Annotated in this window: 21 protein-coding genes; 13 read left to right on the plus strand and 8 right to left on the minus strand. The window is 68.4% G+C overall.

Features of this window, described 5'->3' with window-relative positions:
- Positions 1-16: 16 nt before the first annotated feature.
- The 7 genes from GI374_RS05195 (at position 17) to GI374_RS05225 (ending at position 7,208) form a co-directional block, all read left to right on the plus strand.
- Complete coding sequence (locus GI374_RS05195; RefSeq protein WP_154335942.1) at positions 17-463, plus strand: CopD family protein; 447 nt, start codon at positions 17-19, stop codon at positions 461-463.
- Positions 464-583: 120 nt separating this feature from the next.
- A complete protein-coding gene (gene rho / locus GI374_RS05200; RefSeq protein ID WP_154335943.1) occupies positions 584-1,858 on the plus strand; it encodes a transcription termination factor Rho in 1,275 nt (424 codons plus the stop codon).
- Between the two features lie 6 nt (positions 1,859-1,864).
- Positions 1,865-3,127 (plus strand): tRNA uridine-5-carboxymethylaminomethyl(34) synthesis GTPase MnmE, encoded by a 1,263-nt coding sequence (gene mnmE, locus GI374_RS05205; RefSeq protein ID WP_154335944.1) that lies wholly within the window; start codon positions 1,865-1,867, stop codon positions 3,125-3,127.
- Positions 3,128-3,135: 8 nt separating this feature from the next.
- Positions 3,136-4,977 carry a tRNA uridine-5-carboxymethylaminomethyl(34) synthesis enzyme MnmG gene (mnmG, locus tag GI374_RS05210; RefSeq protein ID WP_370515157.1) on the plus strand — a complete coding sequence of 614 codons (1,842 nt, stop codon included), beginning with the start codon at positions 3,136-3,138 and terminating at the stop codon, positions 4,975-4,977.
- Complete coding sequence (gene rsmG, locus GI374_RS05215; RefSeq protein WP_370515158.1) at positions 4,974-5,558, plus strand: 16S rRNA (guanine(527)-N(7))-methyltransferase RsmG; 585 nt, start codon at positions 4,974-4,976, stop codon at positions 5,556-5,558. The genes mnmG and rsmG overlap by 4 nt, the downstream gene beginning before the upstream one ends.
- Positions 5,548-6,330, plus strand: a complete 783-nt coding sequence (locus GI374_RS05220) for a ParA family protein (protein ID WP_154335946.1) — start codon at positions 5,548-5,550, stop codon at positions 6,328-6,330. The genes rsmG and GI374_RS05220 overlap by 11 nt, the downstream gene beginning before the upstream one ends.
- 2 nt (positions 6,331-6,332) lie before the next feature.
- Positions 6,333-7,208: a ParB/RepB/Spo0J family partition protein gene (locus GI374_RS05225; protein ID WP_154335947.1), complete on the plus strand. Its 876-nt coding sequence runs from the start codon at positions 6,333-6,335 to the stop codon at positions 7,206-7,208.
- Positions 7,209-7,282: 74 nt separating this feature from the next.
- Here GI374_RS05225 and pnp read toward each other — a convergent pair whose 3' ends face one another.
- The 4 genes from pnp to GI374_RS05245 form a co-directional block, all read right to left on the minus strand.
- Positions 7,283-9,430 (minus strand): polyribonucleotide nucleotidyltransferase, encoded by a 2,148-nt coding sequence (gene pnp / locus GI374_RS05230; RefSeq protein ID WP_154335948.1) that lies wholly within the window; start codon positions 9,428-9,430, stop codon positions 7,283-7,285.
- A gap of 109 nt (positions 9,431-9,539) precedes the next feature.
- Entirely contained in the window at positions 9,540-9,809 is a 270-nt protein-coding gene (gene rpsO / locus GI374_RS05235; RefSeq protein WP_154335949.1) for a 30S ribosomal protein S15, read from the minus strand.
- 140 nt (positions 9,810-9,949) lie between these two features.
- Positions 9,950-10,927: a calcium-binding protein gene (locus GI374_RS19050; RefSeq protein ID WP_154335950.1), complete on the minus strand. Its 978-nt coding sequence runs from the start codon at positions 10,925-10,927 to the stop codon at positions 9,950-9,952.
- 75 nt (positions 10,928-11,002) lie between these two features.
- Positions 11,003-12,112, minus strand: a complete 1,110-nt coding sequence (locus tag GI374_RS05245; protein ID WP_154335951.1) for an FAD-binding oxidoreductase — start codon at positions 12,110-12,112, stop codon at positions 11,003-11,005.
- Between the two features lie 73 nt (positions 12,113-12,185).
- Between GI374_RS05245 and argC the strand changes: the two genes are divergently transcribed.
- Positions 12,186-13,097, plus strand: a complete 912-nt coding sequence (gene argC, locus GI374_RS05250; RefSeq protein WP_154335952.1) for an N-acetyl-gamma-glutamyl-phosphate reductase — start codon at positions 12,186-12,188, stop codon at positions 13,095-13,097.
- A gap of 86 nt (positions 13,098-13,183) precedes the next feature.
- Here the strand turns inward: argC and GI374_RS05255 are convergent, their stop codons facing one another.
- The 4 genes from GI374_RS05255 to hrcA all read right to left on the minus strand — a co-directional run bounded on the left by GI374_RS05255 (position 13,184) and on the right by hrcA (position 17,219).
- Positions 13,184-13,837, minus strand: a complete 654-nt coding sequence (locus tag GI374_RS05255) for an ATP-dependent Clp protease proteolytic subunit (protein ID WP_154335953.1) — start codon at positions 13,835-13,837, stop codon at positions 13,184-13,186.
- 106 nt (positions 13,838-13,943) lie between these two features.
- Positions 13,944-15,500, minus strand: a complete 1,557-nt coding sequence (locus tag GI374_RS05260) for an aldehyde dehydrogenase family protein (protein WP_154335954.1) — start codon at positions 15,498-15,500, stop codon at positions 13,944-13,946.
- A 116-nt stretch (positions 15,501-15,616) separates the two neighbouring features.
- The gene (locus GI374_RS05265; RefSeq protein WP_154335955.1) at positions 15,617-16,156 is read right to left on the minus strand and encodes a nucleotide exchange factor GrpE; all 540 of its coding nucleotides are present in this window, start codon (positions 16,154-16,156) and stop codon (positions 15,617-15,619) included.
- Positions 16,157-16,160: 4 nt separating this feature from the next.
- A complete protein-coding gene (gene hrcA / locus GI374_RS05270) occupies positions 16,161-17,219 on the minus strand; it encodes a heat-inducible transcriptional repressor HrcA (RefSeq protein WP_154335956.1) in 1,059 nt (352 codons plus the stop codon).
- An 83-nt stretch (positions 17,220-17,302) separates the two neighbouring features.
- Here hrcA and rph point away from each other — a divergent pair, with 83 nt between their 5' ends.
- Genes rph through GI374_RS05295 form a run of 5 tightly spaced genes read left to right on the plus strand, consistent with a single transcriptional unit; the run spans position 17,303 to position 20,589 of the window.
- Positions 17,303-18,016 (plus strand): ribonuclease PH, encoded by a 714-nt coding sequence (gene rph / locus GI374_RS05275; protein WP_154335957.1) that lies wholly within the window; start codon positions 17,303-17,305, stop codon positions 18,014-18,016.
- The gene (rdgB, locus tag GI374_RS05280) at positions 18,013-18,618 is read left to right on the plus strand and encodes an RdgB/HAM1 family non-canonical purine NTP pyrophosphatase (protein WP_154335958.1); all 606 of its coding nucleotides are present in this window, start codon (positions 18,013-18,015) and stop codon (positions 18,616-18,618) included. The genes rph and rdgB overlap by 4 nt, the downstream gene beginning before the upstream one ends.
- Positions 18,611-18,985 (plus strand): RidA family protein, encoded by a 375-nt coding sequence (locus tag GI374_RS05285; RefSeq protein ID WP_154335959.1) that lies wholly within the window; start codon positions 18,611-18,613, stop codon positions 18,983-18,985. The genes rdgB and GI374_RS05285 overlap by 8 nt, the downstream gene beginning before the upstream one ends.
- Positions 18,982-20,172 (plus strand): radical SAM family heme chaperone HemW, encoded by a 1,191-nt coding sequence (gene hemW / locus GI374_RS05290; protein WP_229582618.1) that lies wholly within the window; start codon positions 18,982-18,984, stop codon positions 20,170-20,172. Before GI374_RS05285 ends, hemW begins: the two co-directional genes overlap by 4 nt.
- A gap of 60 nt (positions 20,173-20,232) precedes the next feature.
- Positions 20,233-20,589, plus strand: a complete 357-nt coding sequence (locus GI374_RS05295; RefSeq protein WP_195759835.1) for a YbaN family protein — start codon at positions 20,233-20,235, stop codon at positions 20,587-20,589.
- Positions 20,590-20,640: the final 51 nt, after the last annotated feature.

Consider the following 20,640-nt stretch of genomic DNA (forward strand, 5'->3'; position numbering starts at 1 on the left):
TAAGAAGAGGGACGCCATGACCGACCTCCTCGCCACGCTCTATCCCTGGACCAAGGCCGTCCATGTCATGGCGGTGCTGTCCTGGATGGCGGGACTCTTCTACCTGCCGCGGCTTTACGTCTATCACGCCGAGCGCGGACGTGGTGACGGCGAGCCGGGCGCGAGCCTCGGGATCATGGAGGACAAGCTCTTCCGGCTCATCATGGTCCCTGCGGCCTGGGCGAGCTGGATCGCGGGCCTGGCGCTGGTGCTGACGCCGGGGATCGTGGACTGGTCGATGCTCTGGCCATGGCTGAAGGCGGCGGGGGTGATCGCCATGACGGGCTTTCACCTCTGGATGGGGCGGCAGCGGCTGGCGCTGGGGCGCGGTGAGGGCCTCGGCGGGCGGCAGTACCGAATGCTCAACGAGGTGCCGACGCTGCTGATGGTCGTCATCGTGCTTGCGGTGATCGTGAAGTTCTGAGTTTGACAATCCGGCCGGGTCGGCCTAGATGCGGTCAACCGCCCGCGCCGTCCGGCGTCAGGGCTTCCCATCCATTTTCCGACTGCACGGGACCAGGTTCCGTCCATCCGCGGGGTTTCCATGAGCGAAGAGCGGCTCAACCTGTCCGACCTCAAGGCCAAGAGCCCGGCTGAGCTTCTGGCGCTGGCCGAGGAGTGGGAGGTCGAGAACGCCTCCACCATGCGCAAGGGCGAGATGATGTTCTCGCTGCTGAAGGAGCATGCCGAGGACGGCGTGGTCATCGGCGGCGATGGCGTGCTGGAGGTCGTTCAAGACGGCTTCGGCTTCCTGCGCTCGCCCGAGGCGAACTACCTGCCGGGGCCGGACGACATCTATCTCACGCCCGACATGATCCGTCAGCACGCGCTGCGCACCGGCGACACGGTCAGCGGCGTGATCCGTGCGCCGGGCGAGAACGAGCGCTATTTTGCCCTGACCGCGGTTGAATCGATCAATTTCGAGAGCCCGGAGAAGGCCCGCCACAAGGTCGCCTTCGACAATCTCACGCCTCTCTACCCCGACGAGCGGCTGACGATGGAGATCGAGGATCCGACGATCCGCGACCGCTCGGCCCGGATCATCGACCTGGTGGCGCCCATCGGCAAGGGCCAGCGATCGCTGATCGTGGCGCCGCCGCGGACCGGCAAGACCGTGCTGCTGCAGAACATCGCCCATTCGATCGAGCGCAACCACCCGGAATGCTACCTGATCGTGCTGCTGATCGACGAGCGGCCCGAGGAAGTCACCGACATGCAGCGCAACGTGAAGGGCGAGGTTATCAGCTCGACCTTCGACGAGCCCGCCACGCGCCACGTGGCGGTGAGCGAGATGGTGATCGAGAAGGCGAAACGGCTGGTCGAACACAAGCGCGACGTGGTGATCCTGCTCGATTCGATCACGCGTCTGGGGCGGGCCTTCAACACCGTGGTGCCGTCGTCGGGCAAGGTGCTGACCGGCGGCGTCGACGCCAACGCCCTGCAACGGCCCAAGCGGTTCTTCGGCGCGGCCCGGAACATCGAGGAAGGCGGGTCGCTGACCATCATCGCGACGGCGCTGATCGACACCGGCTCGCGCATGGACGAGGTGATCTTCGAGGAGTTCAAGGGCACCGGCAACAGCGAGATCGTGCTCGACCGCAAGGTCGCCGACAAGCGCGTGTTCCCGGCGATGGACATCCTCAAGTCCGGAACCCGGAAGGAGGAACTGCTGGTCGATCCGAAGGACCTGCAGAAGACCTATCTGCTGCGGCGCATCCTGAACCCGATGGGCACCACGGATGCGGTCGAGTTCCTGATCTCGAAGCTGAAGCAGACCAAGACCAATGCCGAGTTCTTCGACTCGATGAACGCGGGCTGAGGCACGATGGACACCATCTTTGCCGAGGCCACCCCGCCCGGCAAAGGCGGGGTCTCCATCGTCAGGCTGTCAGGGCCGCAGGCGCGGGCGATTGCCGCGCGGCTGGCGGGTGATCTGCCCGCATCGCATCAGGCCGGCACCCGGCGGTTGCGGGATGGCGATGACGCGATCGACGAGGCGCTGGTGCTGGCCTTCGATGCCGGGCGGAGCTTCACCGGAGACGAGACGGTGGAGTTTCATCTCCATGGGGCGCCGGTGGTGGTTTCGCGGCTGTCGGCCGCCCTGCGCAAGCATGGTGCGCGGCAGGCGGCGGCGGGTGAGTTCACACAGCGCGCCTTTCTGGCGGGTCGCCTGGATCTGACGCAGGTTCAGGGGCTGTCGGATTTGCTAGCGGCCGAGACGGAAGCGCAGCGGCGCCTGGCGGTGCAGAACGCCTCGGGGCTTCTAGGGAAGCGCGCGACGGAGTGGCGGGAGGCGCTGAGCGAGGCCGGCGCCCTGCTTCTGGCGGATATCGATTTCCCGGACGAGGATCTCGAGAACGGGTTGATCGACGCGGCTCTGGAGCGGATCGTCGCGGTTCGAGAGAGTATCGAGGCGACCCTCGCCGGGTCGGCGGCAGCGGAGATCGTGCGGAAGGGCTTTCAGGTGGCGATCGTCGGGCCGCCGAATGCCGGGAAATCCACCCTCTTGAACCGCCTAGCCGGGCGGGACGTGGCCATCGTCTCGGAGCGACCGGGGACCACGCGCGACGTCATCGAGGTGCGACTGGATCTCAACGGTGCGGCGGTCAGCCTTTTCGATACGGCCGGTCTGCGGGACAGTGATGATGTCGTCGAAGGCGAGGGCATCGCGCGGGCGCGACGGACGGCGGAGGCTGCCGATCTGCGGATCCACCTCTCGGAAACCGGTGAGGCTCAGGCCGGGCTGCTGTGCCCGGGGGATCTGGTGGTGACGTCCAAGGCTGACCTCCATCCTGGAGATGGGTTGCGGGTGTCGGCGCAAACGGGGGCGGGGCTGGACGCGTTGGTGTCCGAGATTGGCGAGCGGCTGGCTCAGCGTATCGCCGGAGCCGGGGTCGTTGCGCACGAGATGCAGCGCGACAGACTGGCTCGGGCGGCACGGCACCTGCGGGAGGCGGAGCGGAGCGGGGCCGAGTTCCTGGCCGAAGCCCTGTGGCAGGCGATCCATGAGCTTGAAGCGCTGGTCGGCCGGGTCGATATAGAGGATTACTTGGACCTCGTCTTCTCGAGGTTCTGCATCGGAAAGTGATGTTTCACGTGAAACACGAGTTCGACGTCATCGTGGTCGGTGCCGGCCACGCCGGGCTGGAAGCGGCAGCAGCAGCTGTGCGTCTTGGGCGACGGGTGGCGCTCGTGACGCTGTCCCGCGATGACCTGGGCGCTTTGTCCTGCAACCCCGCCATCGGCGGCGTCGGCAAGGGGCATCTGGTTCGGGAGATCGACGCTCTTGACGGCTTGATGGGGCGTCTCGGCGACGCCGCGGCGATCCAGTACAGGCTGCTGAATGCAAGCAAGGGTCCCGCGGTGCAGGGCCCGCGAACGCAGACCGATCGCGCGCTGTACCGCCAAGCCGTCAGCGGTGCGGTTTCCGCGATGAGCGGTCTTACGCTTGTTGAGGGAGAGGTTTCCGAACTCGTGCTATCGGGCAACGGCGTGCAGGGTGTTCGGCTGGCGGATGGCACGGTTCTGAAAGCCCGGGGGGTGGTTGTTGCGACCGGGACCTTCCTGGGCGGCGTTATCCATATCGGGAACGATCAGCGTCCGGCGGGACGCTGGGGCGGCGCGGCGGCCGATCGTCTTCGCCACCAGTTTGCGGAACTGGGGCTGCCAAAAGGCCGCCTGAAGACGGGGACCCCGCCGCGGCTTGACGGGCGAACGATCGATTGGGCCGCGCTGCCCCGGCAAGAGGGCGATGCGAAGCCCGTCTACCTGTCATTCCTCACGGAAATCACGGCCAACCGGCAGATCGCCTGCGGCGTCACCCAGACGACGGAGCACACGCACGACATCATCCGCGAAAACCTTGGGCGGTCGGCGCTGTATTCCGGCAATATAGAGGGTGCCGGCCCGCGCTACTGCCCGTCCATCGAGGACAAGATCGTCAAGTTCCCGGACAAGTCCTCACACCAGGTGTTCCTTGAGCCCGAAGGTCTCGACGATACAACGGTCTACCCGAACGGCGTGTCGACCTCGCTCCCTGACGAGGTTCAGCTCGCCTATCTCCGCTCCATGCCCGGCCTCTCATCGGTCGAGATGGTCCGTCCGGGCTATGCGGTCGAATACAGTTTTGTCGATCCGCGCTCCCTGCGCCGCACGCTGGAGGTGGCCGGTTTCGACGGGCTGTTCTTCGCGGGACAGATCAACGGCACCACCGGCTACGAAGAGGCCGCGGCCCAGGGGCTGGTGGCCGGGCTGAACGCCGCACTGCGGGCCCAAGGCAGGCCGTTGTTCGAGTTTGGGCGCGATCAGGCCTATATCGGGGTGATGATCGACGATCTGGTCAGCCGGGGCGCCACCGAGCCTTACCGCATGTTTACCTCGCGTGCGGAGTACCGCCTGTCGTTGCGAGCGGACAACGCGGACATGCGGTTGACGCCGCTGGGCCTCGACCTTGGCTGCGTGACCGAGGCGCGTCGCCTCAGTTTCGAACGGAAGCACGATGAGATGGCGCGCGGCCGCGAGGCGTTGCGGACCACCCGCCTTCCCGCGGCTGAGACCGAGAATGGGGAGACACCGACCCGTCCATGGACAACCGCCTATGAGGCGCTCGGTCAGGGTGACGGTGTCGCGCGTGTTGCGGAACATGGTGCCAGACCGGAAATCTCCCAAGCCGCCTGGGAGGCGCTTTGTGCCGAAGCATGCTACGCGCCTTTCGCCGAGCGCCAGAAGAAGGAGGCAGAGAAGCTCGCGGTGGGTCGGCAGGTCTCTCTCCCTCCCGCGGAATCTCTCATCGAGATACCGGGCCTGTCGATCGAACTCCGGCACAAGATTCTCGCCGTAAGGCCGGCGACTCTGGTCGACGCGGAGAGGATCGAGGGGATGACCCCGGCGGCGCTGGCGCTTTTGCTTATTCAAGCCCGGCAGAAGTCGGCGGCGTGAGTGTTTCACGTGAAACAGCCAGGTGCCTGGAGCACTACACTGCCCTGATCCGACATTGGAACCGCGCGATCAATCTGGTTTCCCGCGCCGATCTCGAACACTTCCAACAGCGCCACATCGAGGATTCGCTTCAGCTCGTCGAGTTGAACGCCGATCCGGGGTCCGATTGGGCGGATCTCGGCTCCGGCGGCGGCCTCCCTGGGGTGGTTGCCGCATGCGCGCTGAAGGGCAAGGCCACCAAGGTCACACTGGTCGAATCCGATCGCCGCAAGGCCACCTTCCTGCAGCGAACTGTGGCCGACCTTGGCCTTGCAGCCCGCGTGATCTGTGCGCGCGCGGAGGCCGTGGAGCCGCTTGCGGCATCGACAGTCTCCGCCCGCGCGCTTGCGCCCCTGCCCCTGCTGCTGTCATATGCCAGCAGGCATCTGGCGACTGACGGGGTCGCATTCTTCCCCAAGGGGGCCAGCTGGAACGATGAATTGGCGGACGCGCGGGCTGCTTGGGTCTTTGACCTTGCAGTACATCCAAGCCGGACTGGAAACGGCGTGATCCTCGAAGTCAGGGACCTGCATGCGCGGTAAGTCGAGGATTGTTGCGATCGCCAACCAGAAGGGCGGCGTCGGAAAGACCACCACGGCGATCAACCTGGCGGCGTCGCTTGCCGATGCAGGGCGCAGCGTCACCGTCATAGACCTTGACCCTCAAGGGAATGCGTCGACCGGGCTTGGCATCCCGGTTGAATCGCGCACGACTTCTACCTTCGACGTGCTTACCGGAGAGGCAAACGCGGCTCAGGCCGAACATGAAACCGCAGTGCCGGGCCTCACCGTCGTCCCCGCCACCTCGGATCTCTCCTCTGCGGAACTCGATCTGGCGGCCGCATCGGGACGGCTGACGCATCTGCGAACAGCCTTGCGCCGCAGTGCGCCCTCCGGTGAAACGATCATCATCGACTGCCCGCCAACCTTGGGGCTGCTGACCCTCAACGCCCTTGTCGCCGCAGACGGGCTTCTGGTTCCCCTGCAAAGCGAATTCTATGCCCTCGAAGGCCTCTCCCAGCTCCTCCTGACCCTGCGTGAGGTGCGGCGCAGCGCCAATCCGGCGCTGCGTCTTGACGGCGTGGTCCTGACCATGGCCGACCAGCGCAACCGTCTGGCGCAGCAGGTCGAGGCCGACGCGCGCGCGACCCTCGGCGACGTGGTGTTCCAGACGGTCATCCCGCGTAACGTCCGGCTCTCCGAGGCGCCATCCCATGGCCTGCCCGTGATGCTCTACGATCCGCAGTCGCGCGGCGCCCGCGCCTATCGCGATTTGGCCGAGGAATATCTGAACCGTATCTCCGTGGAGGGCTGAGCATGTCCGCGAAACTCGAACGCCGGGGGCTCGGCCGGGGCCTGTCCGCGCTGATGGCCGAGATCAATCTGGATGAAGCCGCAGAATCCGCACCGCGCGAGAGCCTGCGGATGCTGCCGATCGAATCGGTCGTGCCGAACCCCGATCAGCCCCGCCGCCGCTATGGTGCCGAGGAGCTGGCGGAGCTTGCCGATTCCATCCGCGTCCGCGGCGTCCTGCAGCCGCTGATCGTCCGGCATCAGCCCGACAGCGGCCTTTACCAGATCGTCGCCGGCGAACGTCGGTGGCGCGCGGCGCAGCAGGCGCGGCTCCATGAGATTCCGGCGATCATCCGAGACTTCACCGACACCGAAGTCCTCGAGGTCGCGCTGATCGAGAACATCCAGCGTGCCGATCTCAACGCCGTCGAGGAGGCCGCGGCCTATCGCCAGCTGATGGAGCGGTTCGGGCACACGCAGGAGCAGCTGGCCGAGGCGCTTCACAAGAGCCGCAGCCATGTTGCCAACCACCTGCGTCTGCTGACCTTGCCCGAGCAGGTTCTGGACTGGGTTCGCGAGGGCACCCTCACCGCAGGCCACGCGCGGGCGCTCATCACCGCGGGCGATCCGGTGGCCTTGGCGCGTCGGGTGATCGACCGCGGTCTGTCGGTGCGCGAGACCGAGGCCCTCGTGCAAGCGCGCGAACAGCGGCAGGCCAAACCGCACCGCAAGATGGAGAAGGACGCCGACACCCGCGCCCTCGAAGGCGACCTGACGGCACAGCTGAAGATGCGCGTGGCGATTGATCATGTCGGAACCGAGGGCGGCCGCCTGTCCGTCACCTACCGCTCGCTCGAGGATCTGGATCGGCTCTGCCACCTTCTTGCCCGCAACGCCTGAGCGGCGCCCCGGACAGCCCGACAACAAAAAAGCCCCGGCACTGCCGGGGCTTTCTTCTTCGTCCTGCCTGAACCTCAGGCCTCCTCGTTCTCGCGCTTGGTCCCCTGGGGGATCTCCTCGCCGGTCTCCTGGTCGACCATCTTCATGCCCAGCTTGACCTTGCCGCGATCGTCGAAGCCCAGCAGCTTCACCTTGACCTCCTGGCCCTCCTTCAGCACCTCGTTTGGATGCTGCAGGCGCTTGCCGCTGATCTGGCTGACATGCACCAGACCGTCGCGCTTGCCGAAGAAGTTCACGAAGGCGCCGAAATCGACCAGCTTGACCACCTTGCCGGTGTAGATCTTGCCCTCCTCCGGCTCGGCCACGATCGAGTGGATCATGTCGTAAGCCTTCTTGATCGAATCGGCATTTGCCGAGGCGATCTTGATGACGCCGTCGTCGTTGATGTCGACCTTGGCGCCCGAGACCTCGACGATCTCGCGGATCACTTTTCCGCCCGAGCCGATCACTTCGCGGATCTTGTCGGTCGGAATGGTCATCGTTTCGATCCGCGGCGCATGGGCGCTGAACTCGCGCCGGCCCTCGGTCAGGGATTTGCTCATCTCGGCGAGGATGTGCAGCCGGCCGTCCTTCGCCTGGGCGAGCGCCTGCTTCATGATCTCGGGCGTGATCCCCGCGACCTTGATGTCCATCTGCAGCGAGGTGATGCCGTCGGCGGTCCCGGCAACCTTGAAGTCCATGTCGCCGAGGTGGTCCTCGTCACCGAGAATGTCGGTCAGCACCGCCCATTCGCCCGAATCCTCAAGGATCAGACCCATGGCGACGCCCGCGACCGGCGCCTTCAGCGGCACACCGGCGTCCATCATCGCCAGCGATCCGCCGCAGACCGAGGCCATCGAGGACGAGCCGTTCGACTCGGTGATCTCGCTGACGACGCGGATGGTGTAGGGGAAGTCGGTCGGGGCCGGCAGCACCGCCTGCAGCGCCCGCCAGGCGAGCTTGCCGTGGCCGATCTCGCGACGGCCGGGCGGGCCGAAACGGCCGACCTCGCCCACCGAATAGGGCGGGAAGTTGTAGTGCAGCAGGAAGTTCGAGCGGTGATTGGAATGCAGGGCGTCGATGATCTGCTCGTCGTCGCCGGTGCCCAGCGTCACGACCGCAAGCGCCTGCGTCTCGCCGCGGGTGAACAGCGCCGAGCCATGGGTGCGCGGCAGCATGCCGACCTCGACGTCGATCGGCCTCACGGTGCTGCGGTCGCGGCCATCGATACGGTTGCCGCCGCGGATGATGTCGCCGCGCAGCACGTCCGATTCGAGCGTCTTGAAGGCCGAGCCGAGATTCGGGTCGGCGAGTTCCTCCTCGCTCAGGTGCGCCTTCACCTGCTCGCGCACCTGGTCGATGCGGTCGCGGCGCTCGGCCTTGTCGACGAGCGCATAGGCCTCACGCATGCCAGCCTCGCCCAATTCGCGAACGCGCGACTTCAGCGCCGCGTAGTCCGGCGCGGTGAAGTCGAAGGGCTCCTTCGCCGCTTCCTCGGCCAGCGAGATGATCAGGTCGATCACCGGCTGCATCTGCTCGTGGCCGAACACCACGGCGCCGAGCATCTCGTCCTCGGAGAGCTCAAAGGCCTCCGATTCGACCATCATCACGGCGTCCTTGGTGCCCGCAACGACGAGGTCGAGCCGCTGCTCGGGGTTGCCGCGCAGCTGGTCCATGTCCTGGACTTCGGGGTTCAGCACGTATTCGCCATTGGCGAAGCCGACGCGCGCGGCGGCGATTGGGCCGCGGAACGGCACGCCCGAGATCGTCAGCGCCGCCGAGGCGGCGATCATCGCCACGATGTCGGGATCGTTGACGAGGTCGTGGCTCAGCACGGTGCAGATCACCAGCACTTCATTCTTGAAGCCGGGGACGAACAGCGGCCGGATCGGACGGTCGATCAGGCGCGAGGTCAGCGTCTCCTTTTCGGACGGACGCCCCTCGCGCTTGAAGAAGCCGCCGGGGATCTTGCCCGCGGCGTAGAAACGCTCCTGGTAGTGCACAGTCAGGGGGAAGAAGTCCTGTCCCGGCTTCGCCTCGCGGGCGTAGGTGACGGCGGCCAAGACCGAGGTCTCGCCCAGCGTGGCGACGACCGAGCCGTCGGCCTGACGGGCGACCTTGCCCGTTTCCAGCGTCAGCGTCTCTTCGCCCCACTGGATCGATTTCTTCACGATATCAAACATTTGCAATCCCCAAGGCGACGGACCCTCCGCCGCCGGATGTAGCGGGCGCGAGCCCCATTGCCCGGCGCCCTGAAGCGAAACGCCCCCGGCTTGGGGGCGTTTCCTGTCGTCAGCGGCGCAGGCCGAGGCGTCCGATCAGCGCGGTGTAACGCGCCTCGTCCTTGCCCTTGAGATAGTCCAGCAGCTTGCGGCGCTGCGCGACCATCATCAACAGCCCGCGCCGCGAGTGGTTGTCCTTGCGATGCGTCTTGAAATGCTCCGTCAGGGTGGCGATACGCGAGCTGAGGATCGCGACCTGCACCTCGGGCGAGCCGGTGTCGCCACTCTTGGTGGCATATTCGGCCATGACACGGGCCTTGTCTTCGACGGTGATCGACATCGGGGTCTCCTCGATTCCGGGGTTATGGCGGCGGCCGGGATGTCGTCCAGCACGCGCCCATGGAGTATCCGCCGGAAACCGGCGGATGGGCGCGTATAGAGGGTTCGTTCCTGGAAGGGAAGCCCGAAAGTGCCGCGCCGTCACGCCGCCTGGGCACGCTCCAGCACCACGGCCGCCGGATCGAGACCGACGAGCCCTACGATGCGCGTCACCTGCGCCCCGTCCAGTCGGACAATGGTGTCGCCGTCCGCCTCTTCCAGCGTCACCAGCGGCAGCGCGGCACCCTCCGGCAGATCGACCAGCAGATAGAGGCTGTCGGCCGCGGGATCGAAGCCCGCGACGACCGTGCCGGCATCGCCGCCCGTGATGCGGATCTCGTCGCTACCCTCACCGCCCTCGGCCCAGTCGCCGGCCCCGGCGAGCAGCGTGTCGTTCCCCTCGCCGCCGCGCAGCCAGACCCGCTCCGGCCCCGGCGTCGCCTCCAGCCAGTCGTTGCCGCGGCCGCCGTCGAGGTCATCCGCCCCGCCGCCAGAGATCAGCGTGTCGTCGCCCTCGCCGCCGTCGAGCCAGTCGTCGCCTGTGCCGCCGTCCAGTCGGTCGTCGCCCTCGCCGCCGATCAGCGTGTCGTCGCCGTCACCTCCGAGGATCAGGTCGTCGCCGCCCTGACCGGCCAGCCAGTCGCGGCCCTCGCCGCCGATCAGCGTGTCGTTGCCGCCCGGCCCGTATTCCGCGGCATCGTCCCCCGTCAGCCAGTCGTCCCCTGCGCCGCCATCCATGTAGTCGGCCCCGAGACCGCCCGAGATCGCGTCATTGCCGCCGCCGCCGCTCAGCCGGTCGTTCTCCGACCGGCCCTGCAGCGTGTCCGCCCCTTCGCCGCCCGCAAGGTCGAGGCCGCGCGGCGACGGAGCCATCGCGCCATCGTCGATGATCGTGACCTCGGGTCCGGGCTCGTCGGCTTCGCTGCCCACCTCGTCGAAAAGATCGGTCTGCTCCTCGAACCCGCCTTCGCCCGGCTGCGGATCGGCAGGATCGGCTTCGTCCGCCTCATCCGCCTCGCCCGGCATCGAAACGAATGCCCCGGCCAGCATCGCCGCCATAAGCCCCGCGAGCATCAGCATGATGGTCCCCTGATCCAACCACCCGCTGTTCTAGCGCGGCGACAGTGGCAAGGCTTGCGAAATCTTAACAGATGGTTAACCGCCGAGGCCGGGCCGCGCGGGCGACAGCGCCGCCCCCAGATCGCGGATCAGCGCGCTGTCGCGCCCGAGGATCAGGTCCGCAGCGAGGGCCGAGAGCGCCGGGGCCGTCTGGATGCCATAGCCGCCCTGGCCGGCAAGCCAGAAGAAACCCGGCGCGGCGGCATCGAAGCCCACGACCGGCACCCGGTCCGGCGCGAAGGTCCGCATCCCGGCCCAGCGATGCTCGACCCGCGTGACCTCCATCGTCACCGCCTCCTCGAAGCGCGCGATGCCCTCGGCCAGCACCATGTCCTCGGGCCAGACGTCATGCGGGGTGACCGGGTCCTCGTCGGCGGGCGAGACCATCAGCTTGCCGGCGTCGGGCTTGGCATACCAGGTCTCGGCGGCGTTCGCGAACATCGGCCAGCGGTCGATCTCGTGCCCCTCCGGCGCCGGGATCAGCGCGGCCGAGCGGCGCAGCGGGATCAGGCCCTTCGATGGCACGCCGGCAAGGACTGCGATCTGGTCAGCCCAGCCGCCCGCCGCGTTCACCACCACCGGGGCGCGGAACGCGCCTGCGGCCGTCGCGACGCGCCATCCCGCCGCGTCCCGCGCAAGGTCCTGCACCGCGGCCCCGGTCCGCAACTCGCCCCCCTGGCGACGCAGGAGGCGCAGGAAGCCCTGCAGCATTCGGTCCACGTCGATGTCATGGGCCTCCGGCTCCCAGGCCGCGGCCGCGATCCGCTCGCGCTGCAGGATCGGCACGAGGCGCAGGGCTTCGGCGGCGTCGATCCGCTCCATGCCGGTGGCGTCCGCGAGATAATGCTCGAATGCCTCCGCCTCACCCGGCGCGCAGAGCAGCAGCTCGCCCCGCCGGGTGAGCAGCGAGGCCTCGCCGATCTCGTCCGGCGCGGCGAGGAAGGGCTGCGCGGCGGCGTTCAGGCGGCGCAGCACCGGGCCGCCGTAGTTCAGGATGAAGATCGCCGCCGAGCGGCCGGTGGAGTGGTGTCCCGGCTGGTCCTCGGCCTCCAGCACGACGACCCGTGCGGTGGCCGAGAGCCGCGCCGCGAGGCTGATCCCGGCCATGCCGCCGCCGATGACGATCACGTCGCTGTCGAAACTCATGGCTCCGCGCCCCGTTGTTGTGCCGCGGGGACCGTGGCGCTATGCATCGGCGCGCGCAAGACGGGGGCTCGGCATGGCCAAGGTGTTCATCGACGGCGAGGCCGGCACGACCGGGCTGCAGATCCGCGAGCGGCTGGAAACCCGCGCCGATATCGAGCTGGTGCGCGTGCACCCCGCCCGGCGCAAGGACCCCGCCGCGCGCCGCGCGGCCTTCGCCGAGGCCGATGTCGCCATCCTCTGCCTGCCCGACGCCCCCGCGCGCGAGGCGGTGGAGCTGGCCGAGGGCCTGCCGGTCCGCATCATCGACGCCTCGACCGCGCACCGGGTCGCGCCGGGCTGGGTCTATGGCTTCCCCGAACTCGCCCCCGGCCTGAGCCGGCGGATCGCCGGGGCCGACCGTGTCTCGAATCCCGGCTGCTACTCGACCGGCGCCATCGCGCTGATCACGCCCTTGGTCGCGGCCGGGCTGGTCGCAGCCGACGAGGCGCTGTCGATCAACGCCGTCAGCGGCTACACCGGCGGCGGCAAGGAGCTGATCGCCGAGTTCGAGGACGGCCGCGCTCCGGATTTCTTCGTCTATGCGCTGGGCCAGGGGCACAAGCATCTGCCCGAGATCATGACCCATGCCGGGCTGACCGCGCGACCCGTTTTCGCCCCTTCGGTCGGCCGCTTCGCGCAGGGGATGGTCGTGCAGGTGCCGCTGCATCTCGGCGGGCGGCGCATCTCTGATTTCCATGACGCGCTCGCCGCGCATTACGACGGCTCGCGTTTCGTGCGGGTCGTGGCGGCCGAGAGCTATGGCGGCCGCGTGGTGCCGACGGCGCTCAACGACACGAACCGGCTCGACCTCTCGGTGCATGGCAGCGACGAGGCGGCGGCGGCGGTGCTGGTGGCGGTGCTGGACAACCTCGGCAAGGGGGCGTCCGGGGCGGCGGTGCAGAACCTCAACCTGATGATCGGGGCGGATGAGGGCGCGGGGCTGTAGGCGCTGCGACGCGGGGGTTTCACACCCCCGCACCCCCGTGGGATATTTGGATCAAGGCGAAACCGGGGCGCGGAACGCCCCTCGCCTCACTTCAGCTCGTCCATCGAGCGGATGACCTTGTTCAGCAGGCCGTATTCCTTCGCCTGCTCGGTGTTCAGCCAAAAGTCGCGCCGCGTGTCCTGCTCGATCCGCTCGACCGGCTGGCCGGTCGCCTCCGAGAAGATGCGGTTCAGGCGGTCGCGCATCTGCCGGATCTGCTCGGCCTGGATCATCATGTCCGAGCTGGTCCCGCCGATCCCGCCCGAGGGCTGGTGCAACAGGAAGCGGGTGTTGGGCAGGCAGAAGCGGTTCTCGCGCTTGGCGCCAATGAAGATCAGCGCGCCCGCCGAGGCAACCCAGCCCGAGCCGATGGTCCGCACCACCGGCCGGATGAAGCCGATCACGTCATGGATCATGTCGCCCGATTCGACGTGGCCGCCGGGGGACGAGATCAGCATGTTGATCGGATCGTCGCTCTCCTCCGACAGCGCGATCAGGTGGGCGACGGTCCGCTGCGCCAGCTTGTCGTTGATGGTGCCGGTGACGATGACCGTGCGCGACTTGAAGTAGAGCTTGTCGATGGCGCCGGTCTGCGGCAGGCCAAGGCCCTCGCCCTTCTCCTCGTCCTGCTTTTCGCGCCGCTCGGGCTGGTCGTCGTCGTCATCATCGTCGTCGTCATCGTCGAGGCGGTGCTTGAGCATGCGCGGGTCCCTTCATCGCAAAGGCGCGCGAAGGGTCCCCGCGCGCCTCGCGTGGCAAGCTAGTGGCGGGCGGGGTTGCAGACAACCCGCCCGCTGCGCGGCATTCTCAGAAGAAGCCCAGCGCGTCGTCGCTGTAGCTGACCAGCATGCACTTGGTCTGCCGGTAGTGGTCGAGCATCATCATGTGGTTCTCGCGCCCGATACCCGACTTCTTGTAGCCGCCGAAGGCCGCATGCGCCGGGTAGGCGTGGTAGCAGTTGGTCCACACCCGGCCCGCCTGGATGCCGCGCGCCATGCGGAAGGCGCGGCTGCCGTCGCGGGTCCAGACCCCGGCGCCTAGGCCGTAGCTGGTGTCGTTGGCGATCTGCAGCGCCTCGGCCTCATCCTTGAAGGGCGCGACGGCGAGGACCGGCCCGAAGATCTCCTCCTGGAAGATCCGCATGGCGTTGTCGCCCTGGAACACCGTCGGCTGGATGTAGTTGCCGTTCTCGATCCCCTCGATCGTGCCGCGCTCGCCGCCGGTCAGGAGCGTGGCGCCCTCGTCGCGGCCGATCTGCAGGTAGGAGGTGATCTTCTCCATCTGCTCGGTCGAGGCCTGCGCCCCGATCATGGTCGAGGGGTCGAGCGGATTGCCGGCCTTGGTGTTCTTCACCCGCTGGACCGCATGCTCCATGAAGCGGTCGTAGATAGACTGCTGCACCAGCGCGCGCGAGGGTGCGGTGCAGACCTCGCCCTGGTTGAGCGAGAACATGGCGAAGCCTTCGAGGCACTTGTCGAAGAAGGCGTCGTCGCGGTCCATCACGTCCTCGAAGAAGATGTTCGGGGACTTGCCGCCCAGTTCCAGCGTGACCGGGATGATGTTCTGGCTGGCGTATTCCATGATGAGCCGGCCGGTCGAGGTCTCGCCGGTGAAGGCCACCTTGGCGATGCGCTTGGACGAGGCCAGCGGCTTGCCGGCCTCGACGCCGAAACCGTTGACGATGTTCAGCACGCCGGGCGGCAGCAGGTCGCCGATCAGCTCCATCAGCACGAGAATCGAGGCCGGGGTCTGCTCGGCCGGCTTCAGCACGATGCAGTTCCCCGCGGCGAGCGCCGGGGCGATCTTCCACGTCGCCATCAGGATCGGGAAGTTCCACGGGATGATCTGCCCGACGACGCCCAGCGGCTCCTTGAAGTGGTAGGCGTAGGTGGTGGCGTCGATTTCCGAGATGTGACCCTGCTCGGCCCGGATCACGCCGGCGAAGTAGCGGAAGTGGTCCACGGCCAAGGGCAGGTCGGCGGCCATGGTCTCGCGAATGGGCTTGCCGTTGTCGAGCGTCTCGGCCACGGCAAGCAGCTTGAGGTTTTCCTCGATCCGGTCGGCGATGCGCCACAGGATGTTCGAGCGCTCGGCCAGCGAGGTGCGGCCCCAGGCGTCCCTGGCCTTGTGCGCGGCGTCGATAGCCGCCTCGACATCCGATTCGTCCGAGCGCGCGATCTCGCACAGCACCTCGTTGGTGATCGGCGTCACGTTGTCGAAATAGCGCCCCGCCTTCGGCGCGACGAACGCGCCGCCGATGTAGTTGCCGTAGCGGGCCTTGTAGGGCCAGTCGATCCCGAGATGGCTGAGATCGAGCGCGGCGGAGCGCTCGCCGCCGGAATGGTTCGTGGAGATCTCGTTCATGTGTCCTCCCCCTCAAGGGAGCGCGGCGGGACCCCCATGCCCCGCGCGACCGGCTCCCCGGCGGCATCGTCGCCCCCGCCGGACATGAACTCAACCTTTCTTTGAGGGAGGCGGCGTCAGGACGCAGGGGTGGAGCTGACGCCAACCTGCGCGGCGCGCAAGAGCCGGTCGTGGAGCATGAAGCCCACGGCCATCACCTGGATGATGTCGCCGGCGCGGGTGCCGGGGACCGGGGCCTCGAACATCGCCTCGTGGACGGAGGGGTCGAAGCGGTCGCCCACGGCGGGGTTCAGGATCGTGATGCCGTGTTTCGCAAAGACCTTTTCCAGTTCGCGCAGGGTCAGCTCGACGCCTTCGACGAGACCGGCCGCGGCCTCGCGCGTGCTGTCGTTCGCGGCGTCGAGCGCGCGGGTCAGGTTGTCGTGGACTGGCAGCATGTCGCGGGCGAGTTTCGAGCCGCCATACTGCTCGGCCTCGCGGCGGTCGCGCTCGCCGCGCTTGCGGGCGTTCTCGGCATCGGCCAGCGCGCGCATCCAGCGGTCGCGCAACTCGTCGGCCTCGGCCTGGAGGCGGGCGACCTCGGGGTGCTCCTGCGCCTCGGCGACCTCGTCAAACACGGCCTCTTCGGCGTTCCGGTCCTGCTGCGAATCGGTCATCTCGTCATCCCTTTCGGCCGGACAGCGCCTGTCCGACCAGCTGCGCGGTCAAATCCACCAAGGGGACGATCCGGCCGTAGTTCAGCCGCGTCGGGCCGATCACGCCGACCGCCCCCACGATCCTGCGATCGGCATTCATATAGGGGGAAACCACCAGAGAGGAACCCGAAAGTGAGAAGAGCTTGTTCTCGGCCCCGATGAAGATCCGCACCCCCTCGCCCTCTTCGGCCAGCGACAGGAACTCGGCCAGGTCGCGCTTGCGCTCGAGGTCGTCGAAAAGCTCGCGCATGCGGTCGAGGTCGGCCTCGTCCTCGGCCAGCAGGTTGGCCTGGCCGCGAACGATCAACCGCGGCTCGGGCGCGGCCTCGTCCCAGAGGGCGAGGCCGGAGGAGACCATCTCCGCCGCCAGCGTGTCCAGTTCCGCCCGCCGTGCGGTGATCTGCGCGGCGATATGGTCGCGCAACTCCGAGAGCGTCCGGCCTTCGGCATGGGCGTTGAGGAAGTTGCCGGCCTCGCGCATCGAGAAGGGCGTCTGCCCCGGCGGCGGGGTGAACACGCGGTTCTCGACCCGGCCATCGGCGAAGACCAGCACCACGAGGGCGCGGTCCGGCGCGAGCGAGACGAATTCGATATGCCGCACCGGCGCTTCCTGCTTGGAGGTCAGCACCAGCGAGGCGCCCTGCGTCAGCCGAGACAGCGCCGCGCCCACGCGGTCGAGCAGCGCCGAGGGGTCGCCCGTCCCGGCGATCCGCGCGCTCGCCTCCAGCGCGGCGCGGTCGGTGTCGGCGACCGGCCCCGCCTCCATCAGCCCGTCCACGAACATCCGCAGGCCCATCTGCGTCGGCCGCCGCCCGGCCGAGGTATGCGGATGGTCCAGAAGGCCCAGCGCCTCGAGGTCGGACATCACGTTGCGGATGGTGGCCGAGGACACGCGCTCGGTCATCGCCGCGGCGAGGCTACGCGAGCCGACCGGCTCGCCGCTTTCCAGATAGGCCTCGACCACGCGGCGGAAAACCTCCCGCGAGCGGTCGTTCAGATCGGAGAGGAGGGTCTGCGGGAACATCGTCACGGGTGGCCTCGGGGTTGCGCGGCGGACGCCGCGGCCTGTATGGGGCCGCGGAACATCCCGACAGCAAGGATCAGGTCATGCGCCCTTCCGGCCGAAAGCTAGGCGAATTGCGGCAGATTTCAATCGAGACCGGGGTGCAGCGCCATGCCGAGGGTTCGTGCCTGATCCGCATGGGCGGGACCGAGGTCCTCTGCGCCGCCTCGATCGAGGATAGGCCGCCGCCGTTCCTGAAGGGCACGGGCCAAGGCTGGGTCACGGCGGAATACGGCATGCTGCCGCGCGCGACGAACACCCGCAACCGCCGCGAGGCCGCCGCAGGCAAGCAGGGCGGCCGCACGGTCGAGATCCAGCGCCTGATCGGGCGCGCGCTCCGGGCCGGGGTGGACCGGCAGGCCCTGGGAGAGCGTCAGATCGTCGTGGATTGCGACGTGATCCAGGCCGATGGCGGCACCCGCTGCGCGGCGATCACCGGGGGCTGGGTGGCGCTCAGGCTGGCGGTGAACAAGCTGCTGGCCGCGAAGCTGGTCACGACCGACCCGCTGCTCGATCACGTCGCCGCGATCAGCTGTGGCATCTATGCCGGGCAGGCGGTGGTCGATCTCGACTATGCCGAGGACAGCGAGGCGGGCACCGACGGCAACTTCGTGATCACAGGCGCGGGCAAGCTGGTCGAGGTGCAGATGTCGGCCGAGGGTGCGACCTTCACCCGCGCGCAGATGGACGAACTGCTGACCTTGGCCGAGGGCGGCGTGGCCGAGTTGGTGGCGGCGCAAAAGGCTGCGCTGGGATGAGACGTTTCACGGGAAACAAGCTGCTGGTTGCCACCCATAACGCGGGAAAGATGGAGGAGCTGCGCGCGCTCTTCGCCCCTCACGGGGTGGAACTGGTCAGCGCCGGTGAGATGGGGCTGGCCGAGCCGGCGGAGACCGAGGATACGTTCCTTGGCAACGCCCGCATCAAGGCTCGCGCGGCGATGGAGGCAACCGGCCTGCCGGCGCTGGCGGACGACAGCGGCATCACCGTGGACGGCCTCGACGGCGCGCCGGGCGTCCACACCGCCGACTGGGCCGAGACCCCGCAGGGCCGCGACTTCGTGCAGGCCATGACGCGGACGTGGCGAGAGCTGGACGAACGCGCCGTGCCGGAGCCGCGCACCGCGCAGTTCCGCGCGACCTTCGTGCTAGTCTGGCCAGACGGGCATGAGGAGGTGTTCGAGGGCACAGCCCCCGGCCGCCTTGTCTGGCCAATGCGCGGGCGGCAGGGGCATGGCTACGACCCGATCTTCGTGCCGGATGGCGACGACCGGACCTATGCCGAGATGACCGCCGAGGAGAAGAACCGCATCAGCCACCGCGCCGCCGCCTTCCGCCAACTGGAGACGATCTTTGCATAGGATTTCAAGCGGATCGCCGTTCGAGGCGGCCTTGGGCTACTCCCGCGCCGTGGTCCGCGGGCCGTGGTGCTTCGTCTCCGGCACCACCGGCTACGACTACGCCGCGATGACCATGCCAGAGAGCGCGGCGGAGCAGGCCGAGAACTGTTTCGCCACGATCTTCGCAGCGCTGGACGAGGCCGGCTTCACGCGCGGCGATATCGTGCGGGTCCAGTATACCGTGACCGATGCCGCCCTCGTGGACGAGATCGCCCCGGTGCTGGCCCGCCGCCTCGGCGAGGTCCGCCCGGCCGCGACGATGGTTGTCGCGGGGCTGATCCGTCCCGAGATGAAGGTCGAGATCGAGGTCACGGCGCTGAGGGAATGAGCGACGCGGGGCATGACATGCGGTCGGCATCGGTCGCCGAGGACTGGCGGGCGGGCGGCTTCGGCCTCTATGTCCACTGGCCCTTCTGCGTCGCCAAATGCCCCTATTGCGACTTCAACAGCCACGTCGCGGCGGCGGTGGACCAGCCCCGCTGGGCCGCGGCGCTCGCCGCAGAGGTCGCCCGGCTCGGCGCCGAACTCCCGGGCCGGGTGCTCGGCTCGGTGTTCTTCGGCGGCGGCACCCCCTCGTTGATGGCGCCGGAGACGGTCGCCGCCGTGCTGGACGCCGCCCGCGCCGCCTGGCCGATGGCCAATGATGTCGAGGTGACGCTGGAGGCCAACCCCACGAGCGTCGAGGCGGGCCGCTTCCGCGGCTATGCCGATGCCGGGGTCAACCGTCTCTCGCTGGGCGTGCAGGCGCTGCGCGACGCCGACCTGCGCCGACTGGGACGGATGCACTCGGGCGCCGAGGCGCGCGCTGCCCTCGACATCGCCCGCGCTGCCTTCCGGCGGGTGAGCTTCGACCTGATCTACGCCCGGCAGGACCAGACCCGCGCGGCCTGGCGCGCCGAACTCTCCGACGCCCTCGCCATGGCCGCCGACCACCTGTCCCTCTACCAGCTGACCATCGAGCCGGAGACCGCTTTCGGCGCCCGCCACGCCAGGGGCGGCCTCAAGGGCCTGCCCGGCGAGGATCTCGCCTCGGATCTCTGGTTCGACACGCAGGAAATCTGCGAGGCCGCGGGAATGCCGGCCTACGAGGTCTCGAACCACGCGCGACCGGAGGCCGAGAGCCGCCATAACCTCGTCTACTGGCGACAGGGCGACTGGGCCGCCGTCGGCCCCGGCGCCCATGGCCGCATCACCTTGCCCGAGGGGCGCATGGCCACCGAGGCACACCGGGCACCGGGTGCATGGCTCGCCGCCGTCGAGGCCAGCGGCTCCGGCGAATCGCTGCGCGAGGCGGTGCCGCGGGACGAGGCTGCGGTCGAATATCTGCTGATGGGCCTGCGGCTGACCGAAGGCGTGGAGCTTGCCCGCCTCGATGCCCTCGGCTGGCATATGCCGGAGGCGAAGATCGTGGAACTCGAGGGGCTTGGCCTTGTCGCGCGCATGGGCGGGCAGCTGCGAACGACCGCCGCCGGCCGCCCGGTCCTGAACGCGATCCTGCGCGAGCTTGCGGCCTGAGGGTTGCGCCCCCGACCGCGCGCGGCCATGTCCCTCGACCGGAGCGGAAGGAGGCCCCGAATGCGCTTGCTATGGCTGATCGGCGGCTGGCTGGCCCTAGGGTTCGGCGCCATCGGCCTCGCGTTGCCGGTCGTTCCGACGGTGCCGTTCCTGCTCCTCGCGGTCTTCTGCTTCGCCCGCTCCTCCCCCGCGCTGCGCGAGCGCATCCTCTGCCATCCGATCCACGGCCCGCCGGTGCGCGCCTATCTCGAGCGCGGCGAGATCCGGCGCGGGGTGAAGCTGTTCTCCATCAGCGCGATGACCTTCGGCGTGGTGCTGGCGCTCACGATCGGCGTGCCGCGGCTGATCGTGGGCCTGCAGGCGGCGGTCTGCCTCGCGGTGGCGGTCTACATCGCCAGCCGGCCGGAACCGCGCTGACGCGGCGGCGGTTCATGGCCGGCCCGGCTTGCGCATGGCGGAAGGCCGGCG

It is taken from the genome of Paracoccus sp. S-4012 (assembly GCF_009674885.1).
GTDB lineage: Bacteria > Pseudomonadota > Alphaproteobacteria > Rhodobacterales > Rhodobacteraceae > Paracoccus.

Bases quoted from the DNA above. Each gene is read 5' to 3' on its own strand.
- hrcA (WP_154335956.1), bottom strand. From the start codon at position 17,219: ATGTTCCCGCAGACCCTCCTCTCCGATCTGAACGACCGCTCGCGGGAG.
- GI374_RS19050 (WP_154335950.1), bottom strand. From the start codon at position 10,927: ATGCTGATGCTCGCGGGGCTTATGGCGGCGATGCTGGCCGGGGCATTC.
- GI374_RS05260 (WP_154335954.1), bottom strand. From the start codon at position 15,500: ATGAACGAGATCTCCACGAACCATTCCGGCGGCGAGCGCTCCGCCGCG.
- GI374_RS05295 (WP_195759835.1), top strand. From the start codon at position 20,233: ATGCGCTTGCTATGGCTGATCGGCGGCTGGCTGGCCCTAGGGTTCGGC.
- mnmE (WP_154335944.1), top strand. From the start codon at position 1,865: ATGGACACCATCTTTGCCGAGGCCACCCCGCCCGGCAAAGGCGGGGTC.
- argC (WP_154335952.1), top strand. From the start codon at position 12,186: ATGGCCAAGGTGTTCATCGACGGCGAGGCCGGCACGACCGGGCTGCAG.
- rdgB (WP_154335958.1), top strand. From the start codon at position 18,013: ATGAGACGTTTCACGGGAAACAAGCTGCTGGTTGCCACCCATAACGCG.
- hemW (WP_229582618.1), top strand. From the start codon at position 18,982: ATGAGCGACGCGGGGCATGACATGCGGTCGGCATCGGTCGCCGAGGAC.
- GI374_RS05225 (WP_154335947.1), top strand. From the start codon at position 6,333: ATGTCCGCGAAACTCGAACGCCGGGGGCTCGGCCGGGGCCTGTCCGCG.
- rpsO (WP_154335949.1), bottom strand. From the start codon at position 9,809: ATGTCGATCACCGTCGAAGACAAGGCCCGTGTCATGGCCGAATATGCC.
- rph (WP_154335957.1), top strand. From the start codon at position 17,303: ATGCGCCCTTCCGGCCGAAAGCTAGGCGAATTGCGGCAGATTTCAATC.
- rho (WP_154335943.1), top strand. From the start codon at position 584: ATGAGCGAAGAGCGGCTCAACCTGTCCGACCTCAAGGCCAAGAGCCCG.
- GI374_RS05195 (WP_154335942.1), top strand. From the start codon at position 17: ATGACCGACCTCCTCGCCACGCTCTATCCCTGGACCAAGGCCGTCCAT.
- GI374_RS05220 (WP_154335946.1), top strand. From the start codon at position 5,548: ATGCGCGGTAAGTCGAGGATTGTTGCGATCGCCAACCAGAAGGGCGGC.
- GI374_RS05265 (WP_154335955.1), bottom strand. From the start codon at position 16,156: ATGACCGATTCGCAGCAGGACCGGAACGCCGAAGAGGCCGTGTTTGAC.
- pnp (WP_154335948.1), bottom strand. From the start codon at position 9,430: ATGTTTGATATCGTGAAGAAATCGATCCAGTGGGGCGAAGAGACGCTG.
- GI374_RS05255 (WP_154335953.1), bottom strand. From the start codon at position 13,837: ATGCTCAAGCACCGCCTCGACGATGACGACGACGATGATGACGACGAC.
- GI374_RS05245 (WP_154335951.1), bottom strand. From the start codon at position 12,112: ATGAGTTTCGACAGCGACGTGATCGTCATCGGCGGCGGCATGGCCGGG.